Annotated in this window: 16 protein-coding genes and 2 pseudogenes; 4 read left to right on the forward strand and 14 right to left on the reverse strand. The window is 62.4% G+C overall.

Annotated elements, in window-relative coordinates:
• Window positions 1-6: 6 nt before the first annotated feature.
• Together CCR82_RS11035 and CCR82_RS11040 are read right to left on the reverse strand one after the other, a co-directional pair.
• Complete coding sequence (locus CCR82_RS11035) at window positions 7-369, reverse strand: PepSY domain-containing protein (RefSeq protein ID WP_201245841.1); 363 nt, start codon at window positions 367-369, stop codon at window positions 7-9.
• Between the two features lie 8 nt (window positions 370-377).
• Window positions 378-758 carry a DUF6746 family protein gene (locus CCR82_RS11040; RefSeq protein ID WP_201245842.1) on the reverse strand — a complete coding sequence of 127 codons (381 nt, stop codon included), beginning with the start codon at window positions 756-758 and terminating at the stop codon, window positions 378-380.
• Window positions 759-1111: 353 nt separating this feature from the next.
• Here CCR82_RS11040 and CCR82_RS18700 point away from each other — a divergent pair, with 353 nt between their 5' ends.
• The 4 genes and pseudogenes from CCR82_RS18700 to CCR82_RS18715 form a co-directional block, all read left to right on the forward strand.
• The gene (locus CCR82_RS18700; RefSeq protein WP_242513408.1) at window positions 1112-1423 is read left to right on the forward strand and encodes a hypothetical protein; all 312 of its coding nucleotides are present in this window, start codon (window positions 1112-1114) and stop codon (window positions 1421-1423) included.
• Window positions 1424-1443: 20 nt separating this feature from the next.
• Window positions 1444-1530 (forward strand): annotated as a pseudogene (locus CCR82_RS18705) (hypothetical protein); the annotation flags it as partial.
• Between the two features lie 37 nt (window positions 1531-1567).
• On the forward strand, window positions 1568-1777 hold the full coding sequence (locus CCR82_RS18710) for a hypothetical protein (protein ID WP_338073152.1): 210 nt from the start codon (window positions 1568-1570) through the stop codon (window positions 1775-1777).
• A 37-nt stretch (window positions 1778-1814) separates the two neighbouring features.
• A pseudogene (locus tag CCR82_RS18715) lies at window positions 1815-2105 on the forward strand (tyrosine-type recombinase/integrase); the annotation flags it as partial.
• 57 nt (window positions 2106-2162) lie between these two features.
• Here CCR82_RS18715 and nuoN read toward each other — a convergent pair.
• From nuoN to CCR82_RS11110, 12 genes are all read right to left on the reverse strand, one after another.
• Window positions 2163-3614 (reverse strand): NADH-quinone oxidoreductase subunit NuoN, encoded by a 1452-nt coding sequence (nuoN, locus tag CCR82_RS11055; RefSeq protein WP_201245843.1) that lies wholly within the window; start codon window positions 3612-3614, stop codon window positions 2163-2165.
• A 12-nt stretch (window positions 3615-3626) separates the two neighbouring features.
• Window positions 3627-5186 carry an NADH-quinone oxidoreductase subunit M gene (locus CCR82_RS11060; protein WP_201245844.1) on the reverse strand — a complete coding sequence of 520 codons (1560 nt, stop codon included), beginning with the start codon at window positions 5184-5186 and terminating at the stop codon, window positions 3627-3629.
• 19 nt (window positions 5187-5205) lie between these two features.
• Window positions 5206-7200: an NADH-quinone oxidoreductase subunit L gene (gene nuoL / locus CCR82_RS11065; RefSeq protein WP_201245845.1), complete on the reverse strand. Its 1995-nt coding sequence runs from the start codon at window positions 7198-7200 to the stop codon at window positions 5206-5208.
• Window positions 7201-7231: 31 nt separating this feature from the next.
• Window positions 7232-7537, reverse strand: a complete 306-nt coding sequence (gene nuoK, locus CCR82_RS11070) for an NADH-quinone oxidoreductase subunit NuoK (RefSeq protein WP_201245846.1) — start codon at window positions 7535-7537, stop codon at window positions 7232-7234.
• Window positions 7534-8148, reverse strand: a complete 615-nt coding sequence (locus CCR82_RS11075; RefSeq protein ID WP_201245847.1) for an NADH-quinone oxidoreductase subunit J — start codon at window positions 8146-8148, stop codon at window positions 7534-7536. Before CCR82_RS11075 ends, nuoK begins: the two co-directional genes overlap by 4 nt.
• A 152-nt stretch (window positions 8149-8300) precedes the next feature.
• Window positions 8301-8792 carry an NADH-quinone oxidoreductase subunit NuoI gene (gene nuoI / locus CCR82_RS11080; RefSeq protein ID WP_201245848.1) on the reverse strand — a complete coding sequence of 164 codons (492 nt, stop codon included), beginning with the start codon at window positions 8790-8792 and terminating at the stop codon, window positions 8301-8303.
• 62 nt (window positions 8793-8854) lie between these two features.
• On the reverse strand, window positions 8855-9901 hold the full coding sequence (gene nuoH / locus CCR82_RS11085) for an NADH-quinone oxidoreductase subunit NuoH (RefSeq protein ID WP_201245849.1): 1047 nt from the start codon (window positions 9899-9901) through the stop codon (window positions 8855-8857).
• 12 nt (window positions 9902-9913) lie between these two features.
• Window positions 9914-12337, reverse strand: a complete 2424-nt coding sequence (nuoG, locus tag CCR82_RS11090; protein ID WP_201245850.1) for an NADH-quinone oxidoreductase subunit NuoG — start codon at window positions 12335-12337, stop codon at window positions 9914-9916.
• Between the two features lie 78 nt (window positions 12338-12415).
• Window positions 12416-13705, reverse strand: coding sequence for an NADH-quinone oxidoreductase subunit NuoF (gene nuoF, locus CCR82_RS11095; RefSeq protein ID WP_201245851.1), 1290 nt, complete (start codon window positions 13703-13705; stop codon window positions 12416-12418).
• A 13-nt stretch (window positions 13706-13718) separates the two neighbouring features.
• Window positions 13719-14246, reverse strand: a complete 528-nt coding sequence (nuoE, locus tag CCR82_RS11100) for an NADH-quinone oxidoreductase subunit NuoE (protein WP_201245852.1) — start codon at window positions 14244-14246, stop codon at window positions 13719-13721.
• Window positions 14246-15505, reverse strand: a complete 1260-nt coding sequence (locus CCR82_RS11105) for an NADH-quinone oxidoreductase subunit D (protein ID WP_201245853.1) — start codon at window positions 15503-15505, stop codon at window positions 14246-14248. The genes nuoE and CCR82_RS11105 overlap by 1 nt, the downstream gene beginning before the upstream one ends.
• On the reverse strand, window positions 15498-16265 hold the full coding sequence (locus tag CCR82_RS11110) for an NADH-quinone oxidoreductase subunit C (protein WP_201245854.1): 768 nt from the start codon (window positions 16263-16265) through the stop codon (window positions 15498-15500). Before CCR82_RS11110 ends, CCR82_RS11105 begins: the two co-directional genes overlap by 8 nt.
• Window positions 16266-16267: the final 2 nt, after the last annotated feature.

The following is a 16267-nucleotide window of genomic DNA, read 5'->3' on the forward strand; positions in this document are numbered from 1 at the left end:
CGACCGTCAGTCCTCATCGGTATCGAGATCGATCAATTGGCCCGTCTGGGCGTCGAACGCGATCGACCAGACAGTGCCCTCGCGGTCGAGCATCTCGATCTCATACACATAGGCGGTTGAGTCATCCTCAGCGTGCAGCTCGACTTCCACCGGGATGCCGGCCCGGAGCGCCTGCGCGCGAGTGAGCAGTTGCTCGAGCGGCAGGATGCGGCCCTGCTTCAGCAGGCGCCGGGCGAGTTCGACATCATCGTCGGCATCGGCCGGCCCAAGCAGGGCGCCGGCGAGCGCGATCGTCAGAGCGCAACGCTGCCAGGTGGTGCTCTTGGCGTCGCGCCCCACCCAGGACCGCTTGAGGCGCGTTCCCGACAACCCCTTATTTAGTCGTCGAATGGATCCGCGATCGACAGGTACTCGCGTCCAGATTCAAGGACGATATCGATATCGCTTTTCTCGGAGGCGAGATGCACCTCTTCCAAGGTCGCTGCCAAGGCGCCGAGTTCGGCCTGCATCTTGGCAATCGCGTTCTCGAGTGTGTAGGTCAGCTCGTGGATGTGCGCAAGGTCGGCGCCTTCAATGCTGCCATCTTCCAGGTAATCCTCGAGTTCCTCGTTGCCCTCCTCGAAGTGGTGCAAGGCTTCCTTGAGGGTCGCGGCTTCCTTGCCCGAGAAGTGGGGGCGGCCCTCGGGCGACATCTCCTCGGCCGCAACACCGCCGGCGATGGCGAGCAGTAGGGTCAGGCTGATTGGCATGAGTCTCATCAGGATAGGCTCCAACAGTGGATGGGTTCGAATCGGTGTCTGGAAGATGTGGATGTGCGGCCAGAACCCAATCCTTGGGAGCCGACGCCGGGGACAAGGACCCGGCTGACTTTCCATGCTATGGCATTGCTCGGGTGTTCGTGGCCACAACACCCGATGAAACAGCGCCCTTCTCGCTTAGTGCGGGTAGCGTCAGGAGCCAGACCTTGCCTCCTAAAAAAGCGCGCAAGCTGCCCCGCTATCCAGTCATGCCATTACCCATATCTCAAAAGGATCAGAGCCAACTGGGGCTGGACACACCTGCCCGCCTCTGGTGAGATATCGCCCCATCTTAGTTGATGGGGCGAAAACAGATGGACGAAAGCCTACCAAGGCGGCTGTGCGGACGGGCGTTTAACGAGGCGGATCTGGCGCAGATTCGCCAAGCGGTGAGCGAGGCGGACCCGCCCCTGCGTGCCGAGATCGCGCGCCGGGTCTGCCAGGTCTTGGACTGGCGCGATGTCCAAGGCCGCCCGAAGCTCATGAGCGCGCGGGTCGGGCTGCTGCGCCTGCATCGCGCTGGCCTCATTGAGCTGCCGGCGCCGAGCCGAGGCAACGGCAATGGTCGTGGTCTCGTGCATGGGCCGGAGAACTGCCCCGAGCCGATGCCGGTGACCGGCAGCTGAGCGGCCTGCGCCTTGAGCCGGTGGCCGATCAACGCGCCTCACGGCTGTGGAACGGGCTCATCGATCGCTACCACGATCTCGGCTACAAACCGCTACCTGGCGCCCAACTGCGCTACCTGATTCAGTGGGACCACGGGGTGCTGGGTGCCGTCGGCTTCGGTGCCGCTGGAGACCTTTGTCGAGACACCACGCTTTGCCGGCACCTGCTACCGGGCCGCGAACTGGCAGACGCTGGGCGAGACCAGCGGGCGTGGCAAGCTCGATCGCCACCACCGCGCCGCCTTGCCGCGCAAGGCCGTCTATGTCTACCCGCTGCGCGTGGACTTTCGCACCGCGCTGGGGGTGGCGGCATGAGTGCATTGGCCACCGAATTAGCGGGGATCCATCTGGGAGCAGTCAGCTATCGCGGGACCCGAACTCGAGACAGATCCGACGCCACCATCTGCACGAGTCCTCACTGGGACGGTAGATCCACCGGGCAGCAAGCCAAGCTGGGATCGCCAAGCGCATTACCAGCCATGTGCTGCGGCATTCGTTTGCGACTCACCTATTGGAGGCCGGTTACGACATCCGTACAGTACAGAAGCTGCTCGGACACGCGGACTTTTCAACCACCATGATCTACACGCATGTGCTGAACCGCCCGGGAGCGCTTCCAGTGAAGAGCCTTGCAGATTTTTGAGCGAAACCGCGACCCCAACAGGCGATGGAGGGGTTGACGCTCAAGAACGGAATCGGCTCAGCCCGGAAACGCCTGCTGGCAGAGCGTGAACAGCGTGGCCGGATACATCCCCAATAACAGAATCGCGGCACCGTTGACGGTGATCGCCACCCGCGCGCTCGCATTGGTCGTTACCGGCACCTCGGTGGTCGGCTTGTCGAAGTAGAGCATCTTGACCACGCGCAGATAATAGAAGGCGCCGATGATCGAGAACGCCACCGCGACGATCGCCAGCCACACCATGCCCTGAGCAATAATCGCCTCCAGCACCAGCAGCTTGGCGACGAAACCGACCATCGGCGGCACACCGGCCATCGAGAACATCATCAGCGCCATCATCGCCGCCAGCCAGGGCGCGCGGTCGGATAAGCCCTTGAGGTCATCGAGCTCCTGCACATCCTGGCCCTTGCTCGAGATCATCAACAGCACGCCGAAGGCACCCGCCGACATCAGCGCATAGACCACCGAGTAGAACATCGCCGAGGCATAGCCCTGCTCGCTGCCGGCGAGCAGCCCGAGGAAGATGAAGCCGACATGCGAGATGGTCGAGTAGGCCAGCATGCGCTTGATATTGGTCTGCGCGATGGCGACCACATTACCGAGCGCCAGCGAGAGCACCGAGAGGATGACCAGGATCTCGCCCCAGTCCGACTGCAGTCCGCCGAGCGCTTCGATCAGGATGCGCGCGGCCATCGCGAAGGCGGCGATCTTGGGGGCGCTCGAGAGGAACAGCACGATCGGCGTCGGCGCGCCCTGATAGACATCCGGCAGCCACATGTGGAAGGGCACGGCGCCGAACTTGAAGGCGATACCGATCAGTGCGAAGACCAGTCCAAAGACCAGGATCTTATCGTTGACGCCATCACTGGCAACGGCCGCGGCCACATCGGCGAAGGCGAAGCCACCGGAAGCGCCGTAGAGCATCGAGATGCCATACAGCAGCATGCCCGAGCCGAGCGCACCGAGCACAAAGTATTTCATCGCCGCCTCGGCCCCCTGCTTGGAATCGCGATCGAAGGCGACCAGCGCATAGAGACAGAGCGAGAGCAGCTCCAGGCCCAGATAGAGGGTCAGGAAGCCGTTCGCCGAGACCATGATCAGCATGCCGAGCACCGCGAACAGCAGCAGCACATGGTATTCGCCGACCCACATCTCGCGGTCGCGCATATAGTCCTTGGCATAGATGAAGGTCAGCAGCGAGACGATGAGGATCGCGCCCTTGAGCAGATCGCTCATCGGGTCACGGATGAAGCTCTCGCTGAAGGCCTCAGTCGGCACCGAGCCGCCGACGAAGCCCACCGCTATCAGCGCCAGCAGCAGGCCAATGATGGTCAAGTTGTGATTGCTCTGCTTCTGGTCGTCGCGGGTGTAGAGATCGGCGACCAACACGGTACAGGCGGTGACCAGGATCACCAGCTCTGGCAGGATCGCGATCATCGAGGAGGTCAGGGAGGGCGTAAGCGTCGTCATCACAGAGATCCGTTAGGGCTGAAGTCCGGCAACCGGGGCGTCGTCGACGGCGATCGCCGACGGCAACTTGCTGACCTGCACCTGCTGCACCAACTGCTCGATGGTCGGCTCCATCACATCGATCAGCGGTTTGGGCCAGAGGCCGATGGCCAGCGTCGCGGCGGCGAGTACGCCGAGGTTCAGCGTCTCGCGACGATTCAGATCCTCGAGCTTGGCGACCTGCTCATTGCCGACCTCGCCGAAGATCACCCGCTTGACCAGCCAGAGCGTGAAGGCGGCGGCCAGCACCAAGGTGGTCGCGGCCAGGAAGGCGAACCAGAAATCGGCCTGGAACGCGGCCAGGATCACCATCAGCTCGCCGACGAAGCCCGAGGTGCCCGGCAGACCGGCGTTGGCCATGGCGAAGAAGACGACAAAGGCCCCAAACCAGGGCATGCGATTGATCACGCCCCCATAGGCCGAGATCTCGCGCGTGTGCATGCGGTCGTAGAGCACGCCGACGCAGAGGAAGAGCGCGCCGGAGATGAATCCGTGCGAGATCATCTGCACCATGCCGCCCTCGATGCCCATCACCGCACCGGCGGTCTCGGCGCGCTGGAAGATCGCGAAGATGATGAAAAAGCCCAGGGTGACGAAGCCCATGTGCGCGATCGACGAATAGGCGATCAGCTTCTTCATGTCCTTCTGCACCAAGGCCACCAGGCCGATGTAGATCACCGCGATCAGGGACATGGCGATGATCAGCCAGTCGAGCGCGGCGCTGGCGTCCGGCGTGATCGGCAGACTGAAGCGCAAGAAGCCATAGCCGCCGATCTTGAGCATGATCGCGGCCAGGATCACCGAGCCGCCGGTCGGTGCCTCGACGTGCGCGTCCGGCAGCCAGGTATGCACCGGAAACATCGGCACCTTGACCGCGAAGGCGAGCAGGAAAGCGATGAAGATCAGGATCTGCGCGCTCAGGCCGAGCGGCGCGGCATGGAAGCCGAGGATGTCGAAACTACCGGTCTGGAAGTACAGATAGATCAGCGCGACCAGCATGAACACCGAGCCGAAGAAGGTGTAGAGGAAGAACTTGATGGTCGCGTAGACCCGATTCGGCCCGCCCCAGACCCCGATGATGATGAACATCGGGATCAGCATCGCCTCCCAGAAGAAGTAGAACAGGATCGCATCGAGCGCCGAGAAGACCCCGACCATGATGCCTTCCATGATCAAGAAGGCGGCCATGTAGTGCGAGGGCCGATAGTTGATCACATCCCAGCCGGCAATGATGACGAAGATGCCGATGAAGGTGGTCAGCAGGATCAGCGGCATCGAGATGCCATCGATGCCGAGGTGGTATTCGACCCCGAGTGCCGGCAGCCAGGCCGAGCGTTCGACGAACTGCATCTCGGCGGTCGTCGCGTCGAAGCCGAACCAGAGCACTAGGCTGACCACGAAGGTCAGGATCGCATACGCCAAGGCGATGCGCTTGGTGAGTTCGAGATTCTGCTCACCACTGGCGATGACCGCGATACCGCCGATGATCGGCAACCAGATGATCAACGAGAGCCAGGGAAATTCCAATAACATGCGCCGCGTCTCCCGCGTCTTAGAGGGTCACGAACAGGGTCAAGAGGACCACCAGCCCGAGGATCATCGCGAAGGCGTAGTGGTAGAGCATGCCGGTCTGCAGATGCCGGACCACGCCCGCGAGCCAACCCACCGCCCGCGCCGAGCCATTCACCACCGCGCCATCGATCATGCGCTGATCGCTGCTCTTCCAGAGGAAGCGGCCGATGCGCTGGCTTCCACCGGCGAACACGCGCTGGTTGAAGTCGTCGAAGCCGTACTTGTCCTCGAGCAGGTGGGTCAGCCAGCCACCCCGCTGCTGCAGCTCGACATCGATCTTCGGATTGCGCTGCAGCACATAGGACCAGTAGTAGGCCGCCAGTACCAAGCCGGCCATCGATAGCCAGAACGGCGCAGCTTGCATCCCGTGACGAATGAATTCGCGCTGCCCATGCCAATGCGCGGCCAGATGATGCAGCGTATCCTGCTCGGGCTTCACGGTGATCGCATCGCCGAGCCAGTTCTGCACCAGCAAGGGCTCGATGGCGTACCAGCCGATGAAGACCGAAGGGATTGCCAGTGCGATTAACGGGATGGTCACGACCCAAGGCGTCTCGTGCAGATGCGAGCGGGTGTGATGATCCATGCGCGGCTCACCGTGGAAGACCAGGAAATAGAGCCGGAAGCTGTAGAGCGCGGTGACGAAGGCCCCCAGGGTCAGCAGCAGATGCGCCAGACCCGCGCCACCGATGTGGGAATGTCCCACCGCCTCGATGATCGCATCCTTGGAGAAGAAACCGGAGAAGCCGGGGAAGGCAATCAGCGCCAGCGAGCCAAGCAGCGCGGTGATCCAGGTGATCGGCATGTAGCGCTTCAAGCCACCCATGTTGCGGATGTCCTGATCATGGTGCATGGCGATGATCACCGAGCCTGCGGCCAGGAACAACAGCGCCTTGAAGAAGGCATGGGTCATCAGGTGGAAGATGCCAGCGGCATAGGCCGAAGCGCCGAGCGCCGCGATCATGTAGCCGAGCTGGGACAGGGTCGAGTAGGCGACGACGCGCTTGATATCGTTCTGCACCAGCCCGACCAGCCCCATGAAGAAGGCGGTGACCGCGCCGATCACCAGCACGAACGACAGCGCCGTGGTCGAGAGCTCATAGAGCGGCGACATGCGCGCGACCATGAAGACACCGGCGGTGACCATGGTCGCGGCGTGGATCAGGGCCGAGATCGGCGTCGGGCCTTCCATCGAATCCGGCAGCCAGACGTGCAACGGCATCTGCGCCGATTTGCCCATGGCACCGATGAACAGCAAGATACAGATCAGGGTCATCAGCGAGACCCCGCCGAGCACCGCGACCTGGGTATCGGCCAGCGCCGGCGCCTGCGCGAAGACCTCGGCGTAGTCGAGCGAGCCGAAGTACATCACCACCGCGGCGATGCCGAGGATGAAGCCGAAATCGCCGACCCGATTAACCAGGAAGGCCTTGAGATTCGCCGAGATCGCCGACTCACGCACCGTGTAGAAGCCGATCAGCAGATAGGAGACCAGGCCCACCGCTTCCCAGCCGAAGAACAGCTGCAGGAAGTTGTTCGACATCACCAGCATCAGCATCGAGAAGGTGAACAACGAGATATAGCTGAAGAAGCGCTGATAGCTGTTGGTGCCGACGCGCGAGTCCTCGGGCCAGTTGTGGGCGTCGTCGGCCATGTAGCCGATGGTGTAGATGTGCACCATCAGCGAAACGAAGGTCACCACCGCCATCATCAGCGCGGTGAGGCGATCGACCAGGAAGCCGATCTCGAAGCGGATGCCATCGGCGACCATCCAGGTGTAGACGGTGCCGTTGAAGGCCTGCTCGTCGTGCCAGATGAAGCGCGACAGCACCCAGAGCGACAGCAAGGTCGCGATGCCGACGCCAAGGATGGTCACCGAGTGCGCGCCGACGCGGCCGATCTTGCCGCCGAAGAAGCCGGCAATGATGGCGCCGATCAGCGGCGCCAGCACGATGGTCAGATAGACGGTCTCCATGGAAGGATTCTCCGAGCGGTGTCCGGTGGGCTCAGCCCTTGAGCATGTCCAGATCGTCGACGTTGATGGTGCGCCGATTGCGGAACAGGACCACCAGGATGGCGAGCCCGATCGCGGCTTCGGCAGCGGCGACGGTGAGGATGAAGAAGACGAAGATCTGACCACTCAGATCGCCGAGGAAATGCGAGAAGGCGACGAAGTTCATGTTCACCGCCAGCAGCATCAGCTCGATGCACATCAGCAGGATGATCACATTCTTTCGGTTCAGGAACACCCCGGCGACCGAGATCGAGAACAGCAGCCCGCCGAGCAGCAGGTAATCGGAGAGGGCGATCATTTGGACTTCTCCTTCAGGGCCGGCATTGAGACCAGGCGGATGCGATCCGGTCCCTTCTTCACCCGCACCTGCTTCGAGGCATCCTGATACTTGGTTTCAGGCCGCCGGCGCAGGGTCAGGCGAATGGCGGCGACGATCGCCACCAACAGGATCACCGCGGCGATCTCGAATGGATACAGATAGGTGGTGTAGAGCTGCAGCCCGAGCTCGACCGTATTGCTGTAATCGGCAGGCTGCGCCTCGGGCTTCGCAAACAGCTCGAGCCCGAAGTTGGACGGACCCAAGACCAGGAACAGATTCACCACCATCACCAGCGCGATCAGTAGCCCAATCGGCAGGTAGCGAATGAATTGCCCACGCAGCGCGGCGATGTCGATATCGAGCATCATCACGACGAACAGGAACAGCACCATCACCGCACCGACATAGACTAGCACCAGCACGATGCCGAGGAACTCCGCCTCGAGCAGCAGCCAAAGGGCGGCACTGCTGACGAAGGCCAACACCAGAAACAGCACCGCGTGCACCGGGTTGCGGCGCGTCACGACCATCCCTGCCGCGACGACGGTGATGGCCGCGAAGACGTAGAAGAGGAATTTTTCGAAGCCCATGGGATTTCCAGCTGGCGTGGCTGCGCGGAAGAGCGAGGGGCTCGCGCGCAGACAGACGTTGACAGTCGATATTTCAATCGGACCACGCACTCGATGCGCCCAGCCCGGGCAGCGATATCGCTGCCACTCACTTTTTTTAGTCGCGCTGTCGCTCAGCGATAGGGCGCATCTGCGCTCCGCGCCGCCGCGATCCGCGACTCGTATTTATCCCCGATCGCGAGCAATTTATCCTTGGTCATGATGTTCTCGCCGCGATTCTCGAAGTGGTATTCGTAGATATCGGTCTCGACGATCGAATCGACCGGGCATGACTCCTCGCAAAAGCCACAGTAAATGCATTTGAAGAGATCGATATCGTAGCGCGTGGTGCGCCGCGACCCATCGTCTCGTGGCTCGGCCTCGATAGTAATCGCCAATGCTGGGCAGGTTGCCTCGCACAGCTTACAGGCAATGCATCGCTCTTCACCGTTTGGATAGCGGCGTAGCGCATGCAGACCACGGAAACGCGGCGAGATCGGCCCCTTTTCTTCCGGATATTGCACCGTGAACTTGCGTTTGAACAGGTAGCGCCCGGTCAGGCCCATTCCACGGAAGAGTTCGACGAGCAGGAGGCTGTTGAGATACGTGCGAGCGGCTTGAAGCATGGTTCACTCTATCGTCTATCGACTAGCGCGGAGGTCGCGGTCACTCGGCATCACCATCCCAACTAGGCGGATGCGGCCGACCACCAGGGTGGTAACTGCGCGAGCACGGCCACGGCGACCACAAGAATCCAGACGATTGTGATCGGAATGAACACCTTCCAGCCCAGCCGCATGATCTGATCATAACGGTAGCGCGGAAAGGTCGCGCGAAGCCAGAGGAAGACGAACATGAAAAAGAAGGTCTTGAGCAGAATCCAGATCAGCCCCGGCACCCAAGCCGTCGCCTCGTCGAGCATCGGGATACCCTGGAACGGTGATAGCCAGCCGCCGAAGAACAGCAGCGTGGTCAGCATCGCGATCAACACCATGTTCGCGTACTCGGCGAGGAAGAAGATCGCGAAGGCCATGCCGGAGTATTCGACGTGGAAACCGGCGACGATCTCCGACTCACCCTCGGCGACATCGAAAGGCGCACGGTTGGTCTCGGCCACGCCGGAGATGAAGTAGACCCCAAACAATGGCAGCAGCGGCAGCCAGAACCAGGTGAGTAGATTGCCGCTCTGGCTCTCGACGATAGCGCTCAGATTCAGGCTGCCGGCCGCCACCAGCACCCCGACCAGCGCGAAGCCCATCGCAATCTCATAGGCGACGATCTGCGCCGCTGCACGCATCGCGCCGAGCAGCGCGTACTTCGAGTTCGAGGCCCAGCCAGCAATGATGACGCCGTAGACCCCGAGTGAGGTCAGTGCCAGCACATAGAGCAGGCCGGCATTGATATCGGCGAGCACGAGGCCGGCATCGAAGGGAACCACTGCCCAAGCCGCGAGCGCCGGCACGATCGAGATCAGTGGCGCGAGCAGGAACAGGCCCTTGTTGGCCTTGGTTGGTACGATGATCTCCTTGACCAGCAGCTTCAGTGCATCGGCGATCGGCTGCAACAACCCACGCCAGCCGACCCGGTTTGGCCCAATGCGCGCCTGGATATAACCGATCACCTTGCGCTCTGCATAGGTATACCAGGCCACCACCGTCAGTAGTGGGACAATGATCGCAACAATCGCGACCAGGCTCTGCACCGGAAGCGGCAGCCACTGCCACAAATCCATCATCTGCTTGCTCTCCTATGCCCCAATCTTCTCGATGCGCACCGGTCCGATGATCGGCCCAAGTGCTTCGCTGCCGTCGACGCCGGCTGGAATCCGTGTGCAGCCGAGCGCGATGCGGTCATCCAGCACCACGGGTGCCCGTGCCTCTTTCGCCGCTGCGTTATCGCCCACCGAGCCAGAACCAGAATGAGAGCCAGCACCTTGGATTAGTCGCACCTGATCACCCTCGGTTAGCCCCAAGTCGGCCGCCTGCTGCGGATGCAGATACACCGCCAGCGACTCGGCCAAGGGCGTGCGCTGCAAGGCAGGCGCATGGCGCACCAATGCATCGCTGGCATAGATCGGCAGGTTGCCGATCCGCGTCAGTGCGCCAGCAGACGGCGCCGACCGCTCGGTGATGGCGGTCAACGCCCGCGCGTCACTCAACCGGTTATCCGGCGCAAGCCCCGAACAGGCGTGGGCAACCTCGTCATGGACCTCACGCGCGTTGTTCTGGCCGAAGCCGTCGAACTCGAGCATGGTGCCGAGCACCCGCAAGACCTTCCAGCCCGGACGCGCATCGCCCGCCGGCGCGACCGCACCCTGGAACCGCTGCCAGCGTCCCTCGGCATTGACGAAGGTGCCTGCGGTCTCGGCAAAGGCCGAGATCGGTAACAGCACATCGGCGACCTCATCGAGGGCCGCGCTCTTGAAATGACTGCAGGCGACCACCTGCTTGGCGCTGCGTAGCGCGGCCATCGCCAAGCTCGGATCAGCGAAGTCGCGATCCGGCTCCAGTCCCCAGAGCAGATAGCCCTGGCGCGGATCGGTCAGCATCGCCTGGGCATCGAGCCCTGGCCGCTTCGGCGCGGCACCGCCCGGCAGGCGATGCGGCAGACTGCCCGCCAGCCGGCTGCCGATGCTGTTCGCGGCCGCCGCCAGGAAGCCAAGCCTGCACTCGGCGGTCTCGGCCAGCGCGGCGGCCAGCGCTCGGATCAGACTGTAATCGGGATCGGCCTCGGCGAGCGCGCCGAGCAGGACCAGGCCCTGCCCGGCCTTGCCAGCCGCCTGCAGGGCGGTAGCGATCTGTCGATGCCGATCGCTGATCTCGACCGTCGCACCCTGCACCGGTTTGCCAAGCACTTGCGACAGCGCCCGTAACTCCGAGGCAAGCGCCGGCGGCGCCGCAACCAACTGAAGGCTGGCGTGATTGAGGGCGAGCGCATAGGGGTTCAGCAGCGCGATCGTCGCGCCATCGAGCGCGGCCATGCGCAAGCGGTGCGCCAGCAATGGCTGTTCTTGGCGCAGATCACTACCGATGAGCAGCACGCCTTGCTGCTGCTCGAGTTCGGCGATTGGCAACCCAAGCCAGGGGAATGTCGGGTCGGCGGCATCGCCACGAAAATCCTGCTGTCGCAGCCGAGTGTCGATGTGATCGCTGCCCAGCGTGCGTACCAGCCTCTGCAGCAGATACTGTTCTTCCAGCGTCGCAGTCGGCGAGATCAGACAGCCGAGCTGATCCGGCCCCGGCGCTTGCAACGCCTCGAGCGCCGCATGCAGGGCCTCCTGCCAGTCGACCGTTTGCCATTGACCATTGCGCTTGAGCAGCGGCTCGGTCAAGCGCTCGGGACTGCTCAGGCCTTCGTAGCTGAAACGGTCGCGGTCCGAGATCCAACATTCATTGACCGCCTCATTATCGCGCGGATGCACGCGCATGACCTGGCTGCCACGAATGTGCAGCCGCAGGTTCGAGCCGACGCTGTCATGCGGCGCAATACTCTCTTCGGAAGTCAACTCCCAGGCGCGGGCGGTGAAACGATAAGGCTTCGAGGTCAGCGCGCCGACCGGGCAGAGATCGATAATGTTACCGGAGAGTTCGTGCGCGACCGTGCGCTCGACGAAGGTGCCGATGCGCATGTCCTCGCCACGGCCGGTCGCACCCAGCTCGCGCAACCCGGCGATCTCGGCACCGAAGCGCACGCAGCGGGTACAATGGATGCATCGGGTCATCTCGGTCGCGATGAGCGGGCCGAGATCCTCGTCCTTGACCACGCGCTTGCGCTCACTGAATCGCGAGACATCCTCACCATAGCCCATGGAAACGTCTTGCAGCTCGCATTCGCCCCCCTGATCACAGATCGGGCAGTCGAGCGGATGATTGATGAGTAAGAACTCCATCGTGCCGCGCTGCGCATCGAGCGCCTTCTTCGAGCGCGTGAGCACCTTCATGCCATCGTTGACCGGAGTCGCGCAGGCCGGCACCGGCTTCGGGAAGGGACGTCCGCCCTGCTCAGCTTCGACCAGGCACATGCGGCAATTGGCGGCGATCGAGAGCTTCTCGTGGTAGCAGAAACGCGGGATCGCGATGCCCTCGCGATCGGCCACCGCGATAATCATCTCACCAGGCACCGCCGTACAGAGACGGCCGTCGATCTCGAGGGTGATCTTGTCGTCCGACATCGATTTGGGTCTACCTGCTGTGGTTGCGCCGCAGCGTCATAGGGTTTGCACGAGAACGCCGTGTCCGAGGCACGGCGCTCAGGCCGCCTCAACCAGCGGCCGGCCGTGCTCGACGAGATACTCGAACTCGAACCGGTAATGCTTGAGGAAGCTCTGCACCGGCATCGCCGCAGCATCACCGAGCGCGCAGATGGTGCGGCCACCAATGCGCCCGGCTACATTGTCGAGCAGATCCAGATCCTGGGTGCGGCCTTGCCCGGCGAGCATCCGATCGAGCACCCGTGCTAGCCAACCCGTGCCCTCGCGACAGGGCGTGCACTGGCCACAGGACTCATGCGCGTAGAAGTGGGCTAGGTTGGCGAGAACCTTCACCATGCAAGTCCCCTCGGCGATGACGATCACCGCGCCAGAGCCGAGCATCGAGCCGGCCTTAGTGATCGAATCGTAATCCATGTCCGTGGTCAGCATGACATCCCCGGGTACCACTGGCACCGAGGAGCCGCCCGGAATCACTGCTTTCAATGCCCGGCCGCCACTCACCCCGCCCGCCATCTCGAGCAGATCCCTGAACGGAGTACCAAGCGGGATCTCGAAGTTATCCGGACGCGCGACATGGCCGGTCACCGAGAACAACTTGGGACCCCCGTTATTCGGTCGCCCCTGCTCGAGGAACCATTGACCACCCTTCTCCAGGATCACCGGCACCGAGGCCAGGGACTCGGTGTTGTTGATTGTGGTTGGCTTACCATAGAGGCCAGCCTGGGCCGGGAACGGCGGCTTGAAACGGGGCTGGCCCTTTTTGCCTTCGAGCGATTCGAGCAACGCTGTTTCCTCGCCACAGATGTAGGCGCCAGCGCCGAGATGTGTATAGAGATCGAAATCGATGCTCGAGCCGAGCAGCTCCTTGCCCAGCAGCCCTGCCGCGTAGGCCTCTTCGAGCGCCTCATCGAAGCGCGCAATCGGCTCGTAGAACTCGCCACGGATATAGTTGTAACCGATCGTCGCGCCGATGCAGTAACCGGCGATCGCCATCCCCTCGATCAGCTGATGGGGGTTGTAGCGCATGATGTCACGGTCCTTGCAGGTACCAGGCTCGCCTTCGTCGGAGTTGCAGACGATGTACTTCTGGTCCGGTTTGCTCCGTGGCATGAAGCTCCATTTCAACCCGGTCGGGAAACCGGCGCCGCCACGGCCGCGCAGGGCCGAGGTCTTGACCTCATTGATCAGCTGGTCCGGGTCGGGCTTCTCACGCAGGATGCGCTCCCATTGCCGATAACCACCGACACTGCGATAGCTCTCAAGGGTATGCCGCACCCGCGCGTCGAGGTGCATGGTACGAAAGCAAACGGTGTTCTGGTTCTCAGCCATAGGTCGCGCGCACTCAGTCGAGGTCGTCGATGATCTTGTCGATGGCGTCCGGGGTCACGCACTCATGGTAGGCCTTGTCGACCATCACCACGGGTGCGTGCCGGCAGGCACCGAGGCATTCGAACTCCTTGAACGTGAGCTTGCCGTCGGCGGTGGTACCACCGGGCGCTACGTTGTGCTTCTTTTCGATGTGGTGCATCAGCTCCTCGGCACCACCGAGCATGCAGGAGATGCTGTTACAGACACAGACCTTGTGCCGACCGACCGGCTCCAGGTCGTACATCGCATAGAAGGTCGCGACCTCGTAGACCGCCGTCTCGGGCATGTCCAGATAGGCGGCGACCTGATCCATCAGCTCGCGGCTCAGCCAGCCGCCGTTGTGATCCTGCACCAATGTGAGCGCCGGCATCACCGCCGACTGTTTCCACTCGGGTGGATACTTGGCGACATGCTTGTCGATCTCGGCGCGCAGCTCGGGCGTGAGCAGCGTCTCCTTGTCGACATCCTGAATGACCGCCAGCGGTGTATTGCGAAAACTCATCAGCGGTCAATCTCCCCAAACACGATATCCATGGTGCCGATGATGGCGACCACATCGGCGAGCATGTGGCCCTTGGCCATCTCGTCCATCGCCGCGAGATGCGGGAAGCCGGGCGCCCGGACCTTCAACCGATACGGCTTGTTGGCGCCATCGGAGACGATGTAACAGCCGAACTCGCCCTTGGGTGCCTCAACCGCGGCGTAGACCTGACCCGGCGGTGGGCAGTAGCCCTCGGTGAAGAGCTTAAAGTGGTGGATCAGCGCTTCCATGTCGTCCTTCATACCGACCCGAGTCGGTGGCACCACCTTGTGGTCATCGACCATCACCGGACCGGGATTGGCGCGCAGCCAATCGATGCATTGCTTGATGATGCGATTGGACTGGCGCATCTCTTCGATGCGCACCAGGTAGCGGTCGTAACTATCGCCGTTCTGGCCTACTGGGATGTCGAACTCGACCTGGTCATAGGCCGCATAGGGCTGCATCTTGCGCAGGTCCCAGGCGACCCCGGAGCCGCGTAACATCGGGCCGGTGAAGCCCAGATTCTTGGCGCGATCGGCATCAACCACACCGATGCCAACGGTACGCTGCTTCCAGATGCGGTTATCGGTAAGCAGGGTCTCGTACTCATCGACCAGCTTTGGAAAACGCTCGTTGAAGCCCTCGATGAAATCCAGCAAGGACCCGCTACGCGGTTTGTTGAGCTTGCGCATCGCGCGCTTGCCATGCCACTTCGAACCGTCCTCGTCGAAACGCGGCATCTGCTCGGGCAGATCACGATAGACTCCGCCCGGGCGGTAGTAGGTGGCATGCAGACGTGCTCCCGAAACCGCCTCGTAGCAGTCCATCAGATCCTCACGCTCGCGGAAGCAGTAGAGGAAGACGCTCATCGCACCGACATCGAGCGCGTGCGCGCCGAGCCACATCAGGTGGTTCAGGATGCGCGTGATCTCGTCGAATAGGGTGCGAATATACTGCGCCCGAATCGGCGCCTCGATACCGAGTAACTTCTCGATGGCGCGCACATAGCCGTGCTCGTTACACATCATCGAGACATAGTCGAGTCGGTCCATGTAACCGATCGAATGATGATACGGCTTGGACTCGGCGAGCTTTTCGGTCGCGCGATGCAGGAGCCCGATGTGGGGGTCAGCGCGCTCGATCACCTCGCCGTCCATCTCCAGCACCAGACGGAGCACCCCGTGGGCGGCCGGATGCTGCGGACCGAAGTTTAGCGTGTAGTTACGAATTTCAGGCATCGGCTGCATCCTTTGCACCGGTCACGGCCGGATGGTCGTCACCGAGGTAGCGGCTGTCATCGCGGATAACCTTTGGCACCAGCACCCGCGGCTCGATCTCGACCGGCTCGTAGACCACGCGCGCCTGCTCGGGATCATAGCGCATTGCGACCTGACCGCTGAGCGGGAAGTCCTTGCGAAATGGATGCCCGACGAAGCCGTAGTCGGTGAGGATGCGGCGCAGGTCGGGATGGCCATCGAAAAGGATGCCATAAAGATCGAATGCCTCGCGCTCGAACCAGTCGGCGGCTGACCAGACCGACACCACCGAGGGCACTAGGGGCTGGACACCGCCGGTGCGAACCACAAGCCGTAGCCGCCAATTGTGGGCAAGTGAGAGCAGGTGATAGACGACCGCGAAGCGATCCGCGCGCTCGGTCTCTAGCTCAAGGTCGCGATCGACACCCCGGCTGAAACCGAAGTGCGAGGCCTCGCTAGTCGCCCACTCCGAGAGTCCGTAGGCGGCATAGTCGACGCCACAGAGGTCGATCAGTTGCTCAAAGCCGAGATTTTTATCATCCCGTAGCCGCGTGCAGGTCTCGATCAACGCAGTCGCCGGCAGCTCGAAGGTCAGCTCGCCGCGATCGGTGCTCAGGGGGCGACTGGATTGGTCATTGGGTTGAGCGTCGGCCTCAGCGCCGATGTCCATAAAGGCCAGGTTCAAGCGCGCCGCAAGCTCGTCGAGGCGCGCATCACCGCTCATGATGGTCGAATTAGACATGA

The organism is Halochromatium salexigens (genome assembly GCF_016653295.1).
In the GTDB taxonomy this organism is placed as follows: Bacteria; Pseudomonadota; Gammaproteobacteria; order Chromatiales; family Chromatiaceae; genus Lamprobacter; species Lamprobacter salexigens.